The sequence below is a fragment of the Micromonospora kangleipakensis genome, assembly GCF_004217615.1.
Classification (GTDB): Bacteria; Actinomycetota; Actinomycetes; order Mycobacteriales; family Micromonosporaceae; genus Micromonospora; species Micromonospora kangleipakensis.
Genome location: NZ_SHLD01000001.1, coordinates 3,750,675 through 3,763,799 on the forward strand (window position 1 = coordinate 3,750,675; position 13,125 = coordinate 3,763,799).

The window sequence follows — 13,125 nt, forward strand, 5'->3', positions numbered from 1 at the left end:
AAGACACGGGGTGCCGGCCAGCGGCATATCCACATCCCAAGCCTGATCGCCCGGAGCCGGGGACGGTCGCCCCCAGCCCCCAACAGCAACCAATTACTCAGGGGCAGGGCGCGTACAGACGCCGGGTGCCGGCGGCCGCGGCGTACGCGGCCCGGTCGCTGAACCGGCAGCCGAAGTCCGGCGCCGCCACCGCCTGAGGATCGGTCACCGCGTCGCCGTCGGGACGGTCGCCGGTGCGTACCCAAGAGGTGAGGTCGTCCCAGGCGTTGCCGGCCTCGGCCGGGCTGAACTCGCAGTGCTGGGAGGCCCGGATCGCCCGCTGCACCACCAGCCGGCTGCGTCCGTGCCACGCCACGTCCCGGGCGTACGCCTGCTCCATGGCGAAGGGCACGAAGAGGTCGCCGAGGTCGTGCAGGCTGACCACCGGCGCGGTCGGCCGGCCGCTGATCCGGGGCACCTCGGTAAGCGTGGGGGAGAGGCGCTGCCACAGGTTGTCCGGGGCGACCCGCTGCACGGTGGCGTTGACGTCCACCGGACTGTTCGGGGTGTACCGGGTGAGCAGGTTGGTGGCGAGCTGGCCGGGCCGCTGCGCGGGGGACTCCCCGCCGTTGGTGGTGCTGATCGCGAAGAGGAAGTCCTTCCAGACCGCGAAGGAGGCCTCGGCGCCGGGCCGGTCCCCGCCGGAGCGGTCGATGGTGATGTTCCGGAGCTGCTTGCCCAGCTCGTTGGTGGTGTCCGGCCCGCCCGGCTTGAGCCCGGCGAGGCCGAGAGTCACCTGGATGCGCGGCACCGCGTTGGTGAGGTAGTCCGTCGGCGTCGGGTACGCCCGCACCCCGGCGAGCGCCTGCGCGACGAGGTTGTAGTCCAGGAAGAAGTCGAGCAGCTGGTGGTCGCCGAGCACCCCGCACATCGGCAGCGCGCCGTCGTAGAAGCCGGGATACTGCTCCAGCGACCGACCGATGATGTAGCCGCCCATCGACACCCCGGCCATCAGCACCCGCTTCGGCCGTTCGACGGTACGGCCGAACAGGTCGGCGAGGTCGCGGGTGCTCAGCACGCCGGAGCGGATGTCGAAGCCGTTGCTGTAGTACGACGACGACGCCCAGGCGTACCCCTGCTCCAGCATCCGCTGACGCAGGCCGAACGCCGGGGCCTCCGGGGAGAGCACGGTGGTCTGGCCGCGGTAGCCGTGCGTCCACATCACCAGGTCGCCGTTCCAGTCGGCGGGTACCTCGATGATGTAGCCGGCGTGTTCGTGCACGCCCTGACGGACGGTGGTGGCCACGCCGCGCACGACCAGCGGGTCCAGTGGCGGGTTGCTGATGGTGTAGCCGGGCAGCGGCTGGCTGCCGTCGTCGCTGTCGGCGGCGGCGGCCGGTGTCGCGCCGGCGAGCCCGACCGTGAGGGTCAGGGCCGCGCCGGCGGCGAGCAGCCGGCGGACCAGGCGGGTGGTTGAGGTCAGCATCGTTGCTCCCCGGGGACGGTGCCGCCCACCGGGGGCGACCAGGCGGGACGGTGCCTACCGGCCGGTAGCGCCCTGAAACTAGGCCCGCCCGTCGATCGCTGTCAATCACCTCCTGACCGAACGGTCAGCCAGCTCCGTCCGGTCCGCCCACAGTGTTCGGTCAGACCAGCCCGTGGGCCAGCATCGCCTCCGCCACCCGGCGGAACCCGTTGATGTTCGCCCCGGCCACGTAGTCGCCGGGCAGGCCGTACTCCTCGGCGGTGGCCCAGCACCGGGCGTGGATGTCCCGCATCGTCTCCCGGAGCCGCTGCTCCGACTGGGCGAACGTCCACGAGTCGCGGCTGGCGTTCTGCTGCATCTCCAGGGCGCTCACCGCGACCCCACCGGCGTTGGCCGCCTTGCCGGGGGCGAACCGCACCCCCGCCCGCCCGAGGATGCGCACCGCCTCCGGCGTGGTCGGCATGTTGGCGCCCTCCACCACCGCGAGGCAGCCGCCGGCCACCAGCGCCGCGGCCTCCGCGCCGCCGATCTCGTTCTGCGTGGCGCACGGCAGCGCCAGGTCGCAGGGCACCTCCCAGACGCTACGACCGGAGACCGCCACCGCGTGCGGCACGTGCCGTACGTAGTCGTCGAGCCGGGCCCGCCGCTCCTCCTTCAACTCCCGCAGCAGCTCCAGGTCGATGCCCTTCTCATCCAGCACGTAGCCGTCGGAGTCCGAGCAGGCCACCACCGTCCCGCCGAGCTGGTGCACCTTCTCGATCGCGTAGATCGCCACGTTGCCCGAACCGGAGACCACCGCCCGCTTGCCCTCCAGGCTGTCCCCGGTCTGCCGCAGCATCTCGTCGGCGAAGAAGACCGTCCCGTACCCGGTGGCCTCCCGGCGCACCTGCGCGCCCCCGTACGACAGGCCCTTGCCGGTCAGCACCCCCGACTCGTACCGGTTGGTGATCCGCTTGTACTGCCCGAACAGGTAGCCGATCTCCCGGCCGCCGACCCCGATGTCACCGGCCGGCACGTCGGTCTGCGCACCGATGTGCCGGTACAGCTCGGTCATGAAGCTCTGGCAGAAGCGCATCACCTCCCGGTCCGAGCGGCCCTTCGGGTCGAAGTCCGCGCCGCCCTTGCCGCCGCCGATCGGCAGCCCGGTCAGCGCGTTCTTGAAGATCTGCTCGAAGCCGAGGAACTTGACGATGCCCAGGTAGACCGACGGGTGGAAGCGCAGCCCGCCCTTGAACGGGCCGAGCGCGCTGTTGAACTCCACCCGGAAACCCCGGTTCACCCGGACCCGGCCGTGGTCGTCCTCCCACGGCACCCGGAAGATGATCTGCCGCTCCGGCTCGCAGATCCGCTCGATGATCCGCGCGTGCGCGTACTCGGGGTGACGGGCCAGGGCCGGCCCGATGCTCTCCAGCACCTCCCGTACCGCCTGGTGGAACTCGGGCTCACCCGGGTTCCGGTTGACCACACTGGCGAACACCGTCTCGACGACCTCCGGCATCACCGACACGTCCCTTCAGTCCCGGCGGCGGCCGCGTCGCCACCCCCGGATCGGCATCCCGCCGACGTCCCCGGATACGGATCGTCACCGCTGTCCGGTTCACTGGTCGGGTGGATGAGTCGATCTGGGACGCGGTCCGGGCCTCCCGCGGCTGGCTGGACGCCGCCAACGGCACGGACGACGCCGAGCTGACCTGTCGGATCCTGAAGCTCACCGAGGAGGCGGGAGAGGCGGCGGGCGCCTGGATCGGGGTGCTCGGTCAGAATCCCCGCAAGGGCGTGACGCATCGCCGCGAGGACGTCGCCGCCGAGCTGGCGGACGTCGTCTTCACGGCGCTCGTCGCCATCGAGAGCCTGGGGTTGGACGCGCGGTCCGTGGTGGCGGCGTGTGCGGCGAAGGTGCGGGATCGCGCTTCGACCTGAGCGTTCCTTCGTAGTTTGCCTGCATGTCGCCGATGTGGCGGTGTCCGCAAGGCGCGGATATCCGCCACATCGGGGATCTGGTGCCGGCTGTCCGGTCCGCCCGCAGGATGGCGGGTGGTCTGGGTCGGATGTCCGTTCCGGGTGTGACCGGTGGCATCCTGGCGGCGGAATCATGGCCAGGCGGGGGTCGTTACATCTGGCGTACGACCGAGTACCTGGCCCGCTCGACCGGGCCGATGGTCGGGCCCCGGAATGATGGCGGGCCGGCGGTCGTTACACATGGTCCCGGCGCCGCGAAGAGGCCCCCGCCCCGCGGTCGGACCGGGCAGAGACTTTTCCCCTTGTGCTTGTGAGCGCCTGACGGTGCTTGCGCATGTCCCGGCCCCCACCGGGTGTGCGCCAACCCCCGAGGAGCTTCATCATGACTTCGATCATTCGTAAGAGCGTGCTGGGTGTTGCTGGTCTGGCGTTTGCCGGTGGTGTGTTCGCCGGTCCGATCGCCGCTCACGCCGACACCGCGGTGGCTGGCAAGCCCGTCGCCGTGCAGGCCGACAAGCCGGACAGCGGCAAGCTGATCCCGCACGGTGTGCAGGGCGCGCAGTCGAAGATCTCCCTGAACGACGAGCAGACCGCCAACGCCAAGGCGATCATCGCCGCGACGAAGAAGGCGGGTCTGCCGGAGCGGGCCGCGGTGATCTCGATCGCCACGTCGCTGCAGGAGTCGAAGCTGGAGAACCTGGGTCACCTGGGTGACCGCAACGACCACGACTCGCTGGGCCTGTTCCAGCAGCGCCCGTCCTCGGGTTGGGGTACGCCGGAGCAGATCACCGACCCCGAGTACGCGACCCTGGCGTTCGAGAAGGGTCTCAAGCAGGTCGACGGGTGGCAGGACATGCCGCTGACCGAGGCCGCCCAGACGGTGCAGGTGTCGGCCTACCCGGACGCCTACGCCCAGTGGGAGAAGCAGGCCGCCCACATCGTCGCCCAGCACTGGAACAGCTGACCCATAAAGCAAAACGCCGCTGGCCGGCACCCCAAGACACGGGGTGCCGGCCAGCGGCGTATCCACGCCCCCACCGCAACCAGCGACGAGCAGGTGATCCGGACGACCCCCGGGTACGTACTCCCTGCGGGGACCGGGGAGAGGGGATCAGCATGGCCGCATCGGGGGACGACGGGTATCGCCGGGTCGAGGTGGCGGGGGAGCCGGCGGTCGAGGTGTCCGGTGATCCGGATCCGGTGTCGTCCCGGCGCTGGTCCTGGCCCGGGCCGGTGCGGCTGCTCAGCGTCGCCGCCGTGCTGGTGGTGGCCCTCGGCGTCGTCGCCGTGGTGGCGACGCTCTCCCACCCGGCCCGACTGGGCTTTGCCTTCTCCGGCGGCGAACCGCCGGCCGTGACGACCTCCGCCGAGCCGGGTGGGGTCGGCGCGGCGGAGGCCGCCGCCGAGCAGGCCGTGACCGCGCCGCTCGCCGGCCGGCGCCGGGCCAGCTTCGAGCTGGTGGACGGCCTGACCACGTTCGGCCTGCGCACGGCCGACCTCGGCGACGAGCTGTACCGGATCGAGGTGCCGACCGACGGGGGCGTGACGCCGCGCCCGAAGGTGCGGGGCGACCGGGTGCGGCTGCGCGTCGAGGAGAACGGGCGACGCGGTCCCGCCGCGGTCGAGGTGCTGCTCAACTCCCGGGTCGAGTGGCGGCTGCGGCTGGCGGGCGGGGTCAGCGACCAGCTGCTGGACCTGAGCGGGGGCCGGCTGACCGGGATCGAGTTGATCGGCGGCTCGTCCCGCACGGAGCTCCGGCTGCCCCGGCTCGCCGGGACGCTGACCGTGCGGATGACCGGTGGGACGAGCCTGCTGACCGTCCGGGTCCCCGACGCGTCGCCGGCCCGGGTCCGAGCCGCCTCCGGCGCCGGCTCTGTCGCCGTCTACCAGGAGCGTCGGGACGGGGTGGTTGCCGGCGAGCTGGTCAGCTCGCCCAGCTGGGACCGCGCGGTCGACCGGCTCTACGTCGACCTGGTGGCCGGGGCGAACACGGTGACCATCGAGGAGGGCTGAGCGTAGAGTCGGGCGGTGGACCGTACCGAATCGTTGCCGGCGCAGACCCTGCCACCCGGCGTGCCCTCCAGCGACCCGGGCAGCGTGCTGCTGCCCGGCCACGACGTGCCGCTGGGGCGCTACACCACGGTGCGGCGGCTGCTGCCGCAGCGGCAGCGCCGGATGGTCGGGGCCTGGTGCTTCGTCGACCATTTCGGACCGGACGACGTCGCCGAGCGGCCCGGCATGGAGGTGCCGCCGCACCCGCACACCGGCCTGCAGACGGTGACCTGGCTGCTCGACGGGGAGATCCTGCACCGGGACAGCCTGGGCAGCGTGCAGCCGATCCGGCCCGGACAGTTGAACGTGATGACCTCCGGGCACGGCATCGCCCACTCCGAGCGGTCACCGGCCGAGCATCCGCCGGTCATGCACGGCGTGCAGCTGTGGGTGGCGCTGCCCGATCCGGCGCGGGCCGGCGCCGCCGATTTCGCCCATCACGCGGAGCTGCCCCGCTGGCGGGACGGCGACCTGGACGTCACGCTGCTGGTGGGTGAGATCCGCGGCGAGCGCTCCCCGGCCGTGGTGCACACCCCGCTGGTCGGCGCGCAGCTCGAGGTGCGCGGTCCGGCGCCGGCCACGGTGCCGCTGCGCCGCGACTTCGAGTACGGGCTGCTGGCGATGTCGGGCTCCGCGGTGGCGGACGGGGTGTCGCTCGCCCCGGGTGCGCTGCTGTACCTGGGCGCCGGCCGGGACACGGTGACCCTGCGCGCGGCGCCCGGCAGCCGGCTGCTGCTGCTCGGTGGCGCGCCCTTCGACGAGCCCCTGGTGATGTGGTGGAACTTCGTGGGCCGGTCGCACGAGGAGGTCGCCGCCGCCCGGGAGGACTGGATGGCCGGCCGGCGGTTCGGGACGGTGGCCGACGATCCGGCGCCGCCGCTGCCGGCCCCGGCGCTGCCCACCACCCGGCTCAAGGCCCGCGACCGTCGCGGCGGCCTCATCGGCTGATTGGGCGGCCCCGTCCCGGGTAGACGCCGGGCATGCCGACCAGTGCGATCTCCAACATCGAGGACAAGAAGCGACTGGTACGCCGGCTCGCCGGTGACGGTCGCGGTTTCGCCGAGCAGTACGGCTTCCGGGTCCTGAACAACCCGTCCAACCTGTTCCAGGTGCTCGGTCTGTCCGTCCTGCTGTCCCGGAAGGGGGATTTCCGCCGGGCGGTGGAGGCGGCGGCCGCGCTGCGCGACGAGGGTTGGGACAGCGCGGCCCGGTTGGCCCGTTCGTTGCACGCCGACCGGGTGCGGGTGCTGCGCGCGCACGGCCAGCGCGGCGATGTGGACGGGCTCGCCGAGGTGCTGGGCGACCTCGCCCGCGCCGTCGTGGACCGCTACCGGGGCGACCTGCGGCGGTTGCGGACGGAGGCGCACCAGGATCCGGCCCGGGAGCGGAAGCTGCTCACCGACCTGCCCGGGGTGGACGACGAGGTGACCGAGTTGTTCCTGCGGGAGGCGCAGGCCGTGTGGCGGGAGGTGGCGCCGGTGGCCGACCGGCGGGCCCTCGTGGCCGCGCGCCGCCTGGGCCTGGGCCGCTCCGCCGACGACCTGGCCAGCCTGGCCGGCAGCGGCGAGTCGGAGCGGTTGGCCTGGCTGGTCGGGGCGCTGGCCCGGGTGGACCTGGAGAAGCGGTACGCGGAGCTGACCGGCTGATCAGGACGTGCCGCGGGACACAGTTTCGCGATACTCACCCGAAAGGCTGATCCCGCATCGTATGATGATCGTGGCAGCGATGCCCGCCCGGTTCGGGCGAACATCCACCGCCTGGCGGTCGCGATCCGGTTCGGGCGCGGACCGCCGGGAGCAGGTGCTGCGTGGCGCCCCAGGTCGCGGTTCGTGACCCGGGGCGCCCGCCTGTCACCGGGCTACCTCGCGAGGCCGACGACCAGGTTGACCGTGGCCGCGATGATGACCGCTCCGAACACGTACGACACCAGCATGTGCCGCAGCACGGTGCGGCGCATCTCGGCGCTGCACAGGTCGGTGTCGGAGACCTGGAACGTCGCCCCCACCGTGAACGCCAGGTACGCGAAGTCGGCGTAGCAGGGCGCCTCGTCCTGATGGAAGTTCACGCCGCCCGGTTCGCCGGCGTAGTACAGCCGGGCGTACCGGGCGGTGAAGAGGGTGTGCACGACGAACCAGGAGAGCACCACGCTGAGCACGCCCAGCCCGCCGTAGGCGTCCAGCGGCAGCCCGGGCGGCACCTCGTGCGCGGTGGTGAGCACCACCCCGACCGCGAGCAGGCTGGCCAGGCACGCCCCCAGCAGCAGCCCGTCCCGCATCGGGCGGTTCGGGTCCTCGTGCACCGCGAGCTGGGCGGTGTGGTCGGCGTCCAGGCGCCACAGCCGACCCCAGAGCAGGGCCAGCCAGCTCAGCGCGGCGGCGTCCCAGCCCACCAGCGGGCCGACCGTCGGCGAGACCAGGGCCGCGAACAGTCCACCGCAGACCACCCCGACCAGCCCCATCACGGTGAGCTGGACCGCCGCCGGGGTGTGCCCGTCCGGGTCGCGGATCGTGCGCCGCACCGGCGGCGGTGATCAGATGCCGCGCAGGTGCTGCGAGACCCGCTGGTGCCGTTTGTCGCGGGTCTGCGCCGCCCGCTGCGCGGAGCCGACCTCCGGGGCGGCGTCGATGCCGGCCGACCGGGCGACCTCGTTGCCGTTGGCGTAGTCGACCGGCGGCAGGGCCCGCAGGGCTTGCAACACCTCCGGCGGCGCGCCCTCCCGCTCGGCCTCGCGGACGACGTCGTCCTTGCCGGCCGGGTAGTCCAGCGCGGACAGGTAATCAAGGACGTCGGTGTAACTCGCCATGGGTGGGGCTCCTCGCGCGTCGGTTGCAATCACGACCGGCGGCGGTTACCCGCCGGGCGGCGGGTCACGCGTGGTCGTACGCGGAATTTCGCGGCCCGTTTCCGCCCCGGCCGGGCGGGTAGGCGGCGACGGCGGAAGAGCCGAAGGGGGTACCACCGATGAACTACGACACCTTCGTCGACCAGGTCGCGCAGCGGACCCGGGCGTCCTCGGAGCGGGCGGTCGAGTTGACCCGGGCCACGTTGGAGACGCTGGCCGAGCGGTTGACCGGCGGCGAACTGCTCGACCTGGCGGCCCAGCTGCCGAAGCCGCTGCAGCTGGTGCTGAAACCGAGCCCGGGCACCGAGGCGGCTGAGCGGTTCGGCGCGGCCGAGTTCGTCGCCCGGGTCGGGCAGCGGGCCGGCATCGACGAGAACGCGGCCCGGGACACCGTCCGGGCGGTCTTCACCACGCTGCGCGAGGCGGTTACCGGTGGGGAGTTCGACGACATCGTGGTGCAGCTGCCGCGCGACTACCGGGACATGGTGGAGCCGGTCCTGGCCCCCGGGGCGACCCTGCGCCGCTGACCGGGCGCCATGGCGGCTCCGGGCGCGGTCAGCCGATCGCGCCGTCGGCGCGCAGGGCGGCGATCCGGTCGGCGTCGAAGCCGGCCTCGGCCAGCAGTTCGTCGGTGTGCTCGCCGGGCTGCGGCGGCGGTCGGCGTACCGCGGTCGGGGTGCCCGAGAAGCGCGGCGCCGGGGCCGGCTGGGTCACCCCGTCGTGTTCGACGAAGACGCCCCGGGCGGCCAGGTGGGGGTGCTCCGGCGCCTCCCGCCAGTCGAGCACCGGCGCGACGCAGGCGTCCGACCCGGCCAGCAGCTCCGCCCACTCGTCCCGGGTCCGGGTGCGGAAGAGCCGGTCCCACGCCGCGCGCAGCGCGGGCCAGTTCGCCGGGTCGGTGCGGTCGAGGGCCTCGTCGCCGGCGAGCGGGAAGCCGGTGAGCCGGACCAGCTCGTCGTAGAACCGCGGCTCCAGCGCGCCGACGGCGAGGTGCCGCCCGTCGGCGCACTCGTACGTGTCGTAGAAGGGCGCCCCGCCGTCGAGGAGGTTCACCCCCCGCTCGTCCTGCCACATGCCGAACCGGCGCAGCGCGTGGATTTGGGTGGCGAGCACCGACACACCGTCCACGATGGCCGCGTCGACCACCTGGCCGGGCGCGCCGGCGCGGACGGCGTAGAGGGCGGCCACCACGCCGAGGGCCAGCATCATCCCCCCGCCGCCGAAGTCGCCGAGCAGGTTCATCGGCGGCACCGGGCGCTCGCCGGCCCGGCCGATGCCGTGCAGCGCGCCGGTCAACGCCAGGTAGTCGATGTCGTGCCCGGCGGACGCCGCGAGGGGGCCCTGCTGCCCCCAGCCGGTCATCCGGCCGTAGACCAGCCGTGGGTTGACCGCGAGGCAGTCGTCGGGGCCGAGCCCGAGGCGTTCGGTCACCCCCGGGCGGAAGCCCTCCAGCAGCGCGTCCGCCCGGCCGACCAGGGCCAGCACCACCTCCCGGCCGGCGGCCGACTTGAGGTCGACGGCCAGGGAGCGGCGGTTGCGGTTGAGCAGGTCCCCGGGCGGGCTGCCGAACGCGGCGGGCGCCGTCCGGTCCACCCGCATCACGTCGGCGCCGAGGTCGGCCAGCATCATCGCGGCGAAGGGGCCGGGCCCGATGCCGGCCAGCTCGATCACCCGGACGCCGGAGAGGGGGCCGACCGGGGCGGGCGGCGCGTCGTCGGTCATCGGGCCACGATAGGCGTCGGGCGTCGGTCCCGTCGCCCCCGGTCGCCCCTGGGCGTCGGCGCACCCCCCCCACACAGCGGTTGACCAGGGCAACCAGCTGACCTGGGGTGGTGCGTCGGACTTGGCGGACGAGGTGAGCGGCCCTAACCTTGACGCCACGAGGGGAGTACTTCCCACGAACCATTCCGGTCAGTACGGCGCGCCCCGGGCGCGCCCCGGGTGGTTGCCCACGACGAATCGTGGGTGAAGGAGACCTCGAACATGTCACGGTGTTCGAGGAGGCCCCATGACCGAGTTGTCATACCTGTCCGCCGCCAGCGAGCTGTCATCGGTCGGCACCCCCACGCTGTGGGGGGTGACCATCGCCGGGGTGCTCGCCCTGCTGGTGCTGGACTTCCTGGTCACCCGCCGCCCGCACGAGGTGTCGATCAAGGAAGCGCTCGGCTGGTCGGCGTTCTACATCGCCCTGCCGCTGGCCTTCGGCGGCTGGATCTGGTCCCGCTTCGGCTCCGAACTGGGCGTGCAGTACCTCACCGGCTACCTGGTGGAGAAGTCGCTGTCGGTCGACAACCTCTTCGTCTTCATGCTGCTGCTGGCCGCCTTCGCGGTGCCCGCCGTGCTCGCCCAGCGGGTGCTGCTCTACGGCATCGCCGGCGCGCTGGTGCTGCGCGCGATCTTCATCGCCCTCGGTGCCGCCGCCCTGCAGACCCTCGACTTCGCCTTCCTGCTGTTCGGCCTCATCCTGATCGCCACCGCGGTCAAGCTGCTGCGCGACGCCCTCTCCGGGCACCAGCAGGAGGTCGACATCAACAAGATGCGGTCGGTCCGGCTGCTGCGCAGAGTCATGCCGGTGGTCGACGAGTACCAGGGCACGAAGATGACGGTCCGGCAGAATGGCCGGCGCGCGCTCACCCCGCTCGCCCTGGTCGTGGTCGCGGTGCTCGCCACCGACATCGTCTTCGCCGTCGACTCGGTGCCCGCCGTCTACGGCATCACCGAGGACCCGTACCTGGTCTTCGCCACCAATGCGTTCGCCCTGCTCGGCCTGCGGGCGCTCTACTTCGTGCTGCACGCCGCGCTCAGCCGGCTGGTCCACCTCAGCTACGGCCTGGCCATCATCCTCGCCTTCATCGGGGTCAAGCTGGGCCTGCACTGGGCGCACGGTGTCTGGGCCGGCGTGCCGCAGATCCCGACCCTCGCGTCGCTCGGCGTGATAATCGGGGTCCTGGTGGTCGTGACCCTGACCAGCCTGCGGGCCACCCGCGACCGCGCGGCCGGCGACACCCAGGTTGTCGCCGACCGGCATTGACCCTCGGGAGCCGGCCGCCGCGGTGGGTCGCCCACTGCGGCGGGTCCGGCCGATCGGGATGTCCGACCCCACCCCGAGGTGGTACGACTGTCGGGTGGGAATTGTGTCGCCGGGCTTCCAGGGTCGGCCCCGCTCGGCCGAACCGGCCCTGCCGCCGGGCCAGTACCTGACCGAGGACTTTCCGGTGCTCTCCGCCGGCCCGACGCCGCGGGTGCCGCTGGACACCTGGGAGTTCGTCGTCACCGCCGAGGGCGGCGTCGAGTTCCGGTGGACCTGGGACGAGCTGATGAGCCTGCCGCAGGACATGCCCACGGTGGACATCCACTGCGTCACCCGGTGGTCCAAGCTCGGCACCAGCTGGCAGGGGGTGTCGCTGGACACCCTGCTGGAGGGGATCGACACCGGCGCCCGGTACGCGCTGGTCCACTCGTACGGCGGGTACACCACCAATCTGCCCCTGGACGACCTGCGCGGCGGTCGGGCCTGGGTTGCGCACACCTACGACGGCGGCCCGCTGCCGGCCGAGCACGGCGGCCCGGCCCGGCTACTCGTTCCGCACCTCTACTTCTGGAAGTCGGCCAAGTGGGTGCGCGGCATCCGGCTGCTGGTCGACGACAAGCCGGGCTTCTGGGAGACCGCCGGCTACCACGACTACGGCGACCCGTGGCGCGAGCAGCGCTACCAGGGCGACTGAGGTGGCCGCACCCACGACTGACCGGGTGGCGGGGCCGCTGACCTGGCGGGTGGCCCGGCTGGTGGAGCGCCGGACGGAGACGCCGACCGCGCAGACCCTGGTGCTGGAGGTGCCCGGCTGGCCGGGGCACGTGGCCGGGCAGCACGTCGACGTCCGGCTCACCGCCCCGGACGGCTACCAGGCCGCCCGTTCGTACTCCCTCGCCGGCCCGCCCGACGGGGACCGGATCGCGCTGACCGTCCAGAAGGTGCCCGACGGGGAGGTCTCGCCGTACCTGATCGACGTGTACGGCGCGGGCGACCCGGTGGAGGTGCGCGGCCCGGTCGGCGGCTGGTTCGTCTGGCGCACCGAGGAGACCGCCCCGGTGCTGCTGGTGGCCGGCGGCTCGGGCGTGGTGCCGCTGATGGCGATGATCCGGGCCCGCCGGGACGCGGGCAGCCGGGTGCCGTTCCGGCTGATCTACTCGGTGCGCACCCCCGCGGACGTGATCTACGCCGACGAGCTGCGCCGGCGGGCCCGCGACGACCAGGGCCTGGACGTGGCGTACGTGTACACCCGGGAGGCGCCCGAGGGGTGGCGGGGCGAACCGCACCGGGTCGGCCTGGCCGACGTGAACACCCACGGCTGGCCGGCGGACCTGGAGCCGCTCTGCTACGTCTGCGGCCCGACTGGATTCGTGGAGACGGTGGCGGACCTGCTGGTCGGGCTGGGGCACCAGACCCGGCGGGTGAAGACCGAACGGTTCGGCCCGACCGGTTGAGCGGCGAGGAGACCTGATGACCGACATGTCCTACCTGGACGGCAACATGCTCGACGGGCCGCTGCGCGAGCTCTTCGCCGTGGACCTGAGCAGCGCCACCGGCCGCTGTGACTCGTGCGGGACGCTCGGCCCGGTGGCCGGGCTGCACGTCTTCTCGCACGCGCCGGGCCTGGTGGGCCGCTGCCCGGCCTGCAGCGAGGTGATGCTGCGGCTGGTCCGGGCGCCCGACCGGGCCTGGCTGGACCTACGCGGCACGACCTTCCTCCAGGTGCCGATGCCGCTGGACCAGCCGCATCCCCGGCCGCTGTAGCTCCCGCCCTCC

15 protein-coding genes are annotated in these 13,125 nt (G+C 73.1%); 10 read left to right on the top strand and 5 right to left on the bottom strand.

The annotated features are described in order from the left end of the window. Positions 1-97: 97 nt before the first annotated feature. Together EV384_RS18035 and gdhA are read right to left on the bottom strand one after the other, a co-directional pair. Positions 98-1,465, bottom strand: a complete 1,368-nt coding sequence (locus EV384_RS18035; protein ID WP_130334883.1) for a hypothetical protein — start codon at positions 1,463-1,465, stop codon at positions 98-100. Between the two features lie 160 nt (positions 1,466-1,625). After that, positions 1,626-2,963, bottom strand: a complete 1,338-nt coding sequence (gene gdhA / locus EV384_RS18040; RefSeq protein WP_130334885.1) for an NADP-specific glutamate dehydrogenase — start codon at positions 2,961-2,963, stop codon at positions 1,626-1,628. A 110-nt stretch (positions 2,964-3,073) separates the two neighbouring features. On the opposite strand from gdhA, the gene EV384_RS18045 reads away from it, so the two are divergent. From EV384_RS18045 to EV384_RS18070, 5 genes are all read left to right on the top strand, one after another. Continuing rightward, complete coding sequence (locus EV384_RS18045) at positions 3,074-3,385, top strand: MazG-like family protein (protein WP_130334887.1); 312 nt, start codon at positions 3,074-3,076, stop codon at positions 3,383-3,385. A gap of 421 nt (positions 3,386-3,806) precedes the next feature. Continuing rightward, positions 3,807-4,388 carry a hypothetical protein gene (locus EV384_RS18055; protein WP_130334889.1) on the top strand — a complete coding sequence of 194 codons (582 nt, stop codon included), beginning with the start codon at positions 3,807-3,809 and terminating at the stop codon, positions 4,386-4,388. A gap of 152 nt (positions 4,389-4,540) precedes the next feature. Next, positions 4,541-5,437 carry a hypothetical protein gene (locus EV384_RS18060; protein ID WP_242624138.1) on the top strand — a complete coding sequence of 299 codons (897 nt, stop codon included), beginning with the start codon at positions 4,541-4,543 and terminating at the stop codon, positions 5,435-5,437. 15 nt (positions 5,438-5,452) lie between these two features. Continuing rightward, positions 5,453-6,424: a pirin family protein gene (locus EV384_RS18065; RefSeq protein WP_130334891.1), complete on the top strand. Its 972-nt coding sequence runs from the start codon at positions 5,453-5,455 to the stop codon at positions 6,422-6,424. Positions 6,425-6,456: 32 nt separating this feature from the next. Continuing rightward, the gene (locus tag EV384_RS18070) at positions 6,457-7,122 is read left to right on the top strand and encodes a hypothetical protein (RefSeq protein WP_130334893.1); all 666 of its coding nucleotides are present in this window, start codon (positions 6,457-6,459) and stop codon (positions 7,120-7,122) included. Between the two features lie 212 nt (positions 7,123-7,334). On the opposite strand, the gene EV384_RS18075 is transcribed toward EV384_RS18070, so the two are convergent. Continuing rightward, on the bottom strand, positions 7,335-7,994 hold the full coding sequence (locus tag EV384_RS18075; RefSeq protein ID WP_207232358.1) for a DUF1345 domain-containing protein: 660 nt from the start codon (positions 7,992-7,994) through the stop codon (positions 7,335-7,337). Positions 7,995-8,006: 12 nt separating this feature from the next. Continuing rightward, entirely contained in the window at positions 8,007-8,279 is a 273-nt protein-coding gene (locus EV384_RS18080) for a DUF2795 domain-containing protein (RefSeq protein ID WP_130334895.1), read from the bottom strand. A gap of 158 nt (positions 8,280-8,437) precedes the next feature. On the opposite strand from EV384_RS18080, the gene EV384_RS18085 reads away from it, so the two are divergent. Continuing rightward, positions 8,438-8,845, top strand: coding sequence for a DUF2267 domain-containing protein (locus EV384_RS18085; RefSeq protein WP_130334897.1), 408 nt, complete (start codon positions 8,438-8,440; stop codon positions 8,843-8,845). 28 nt (positions 8,846-8,873) lie between these two features. On the opposite strand, the gene EV384_RS18090 is transcribed toward EV384_RS18085, so the two are convergent. Beyond that, positions 8,874-10,040: a CaiB/BaiF CoA transferase family protein gene (locus EV384_RS18090; RefSeq protein WP_130334899.1), complete on the bottom strand. Its 1,167-nt coding sequence runs from the start codon at positions 10,038-10,040 to the stop codon at positions 8,874-8,876. Positions 10,041-10,326: 286 nt separating this feature from the next. Between EV384_RS18090 and EV384_RS18095 the strand changes: the two genes are divergently transcribed. The 4 genes from EV384_RS18095 (at position 10,327) to EV384_RS18110 (ending at position 13,113) form a co-directional block, all read left to right on the top strand. Then, a complete protein-coding gene (locus tag EV384_RS18095; RefSeq protein WP_130334901.1) occupies positions 10,327-11,349 on the top strand; it encodes a TerC/Alx family metal homeostasis membrane protein in 1,023 nt (340 codons plus the stop codon). Positions 11,350-11,452: 103 nt separating this feature from the next. Further along, on the top strand, positions 11,453-12,043 hold the full coding sequence (locus EV384_RS18100) for a sulfite oxidase-like oxidoreductase (protein WP_207232623.1): 591 nt from the start codon (positions 11,453-11,455) through the stop codon (positions 12,041-12,043). 1 nt (position 12,044) lies between these two features. Continuing rightward, the gene (locus EV384_RS18105) at positions 12,045-12,803 is read left to right on the top strand and encodes a ferredoxin reductase (protein WP_130334904.1); all 759 of its coding nucleotides are present in this window, start codon (positions 12,045-12,047) and stop codon (positions 12,801-12,803) included. Positions 12,804-12,819: 16 nt separating this feature from the next. After that, positions 12,820-13,113: a DUF6510 family protein gene (locus EV384_RS18110; RefSeq protein ID WP_130334906.1), complete on the top strand. Its 294-nt coding sequence runs from the start codon at positions 12,820-12,822 to the stop codon at positions 13,111-13,113. Positions 13,114-13,125: the final 12 nt, after the last annotated feature.

Coding starts and splice junctions, on each gene's coding strand:
- EV384_RS18085 (WP_130334897.1), top strand. CDS start 8,438: ATGAACTACGACACCTTCGTCGACCAGGTCGCGCAGCGGACCCGGGCG.
- EV384_RS18035 (WP_130334883.1), bottom strand. CDS start 1,465: ATGCTGACCTCAACCACCCGCCTGGTCCGCCGGCTGCTCGCCGCCGGC.
- gdhA (WP_130334885.1), bottom strand. CDS start 2,963: ATGCCGGAGGTCGTCGAGACGGTGTTCGCCAGTGTGGTCAACCGGAAC.
- EV384_RS18110 (WP_130334906.1), top strand. CDS start 12,820: ATGACCGACATGTCCTACCTGGACGGCAACATGCTCGACGGGCCGCTG.
- EV384_RS18080 (WP_130334895.1), bottom strand. CDS start 8,279: ATGGCGAGTTACACCGACGTCCTTGATTACCTGTCCGCGCTGGACTAC.
- EV384_RS18095 (WP_130334901.1), top strand. CDS start 10,327: ATGACCGAGTTGTCATACCTGTCCGCCGCCAGCGAGCTGTCATCGGTC.
- EV384_RS18055 (WP_130334889.1), top strand. CDS start 3,807: ATGACTTCGATCATTCGTAAGAGCGTGCTGGGTGTTGCTGGTCTGGCG.
- EV384_RS18060 (WP_242624138.1), top strand. CDS start 4,541: ATGGCCGCATCGGGGGACGACGGGTATCGCCGGGTCGAGGTGGCGGGG.
- EV384_RS18070 (WP_130334893.1), top strand. CDS start 6,457: ATGCCGACCAGTGCGATCTCCAACATCGAGGACAAGAAGCGACTGGTA.
- EV384_RS18090 (WP_130334899.1), bottom strand. CDS start 10,040: ATGACCGACGACGCGCCGCCCGCCCCGGTCGGCCCCCTCTCCGGCGTC.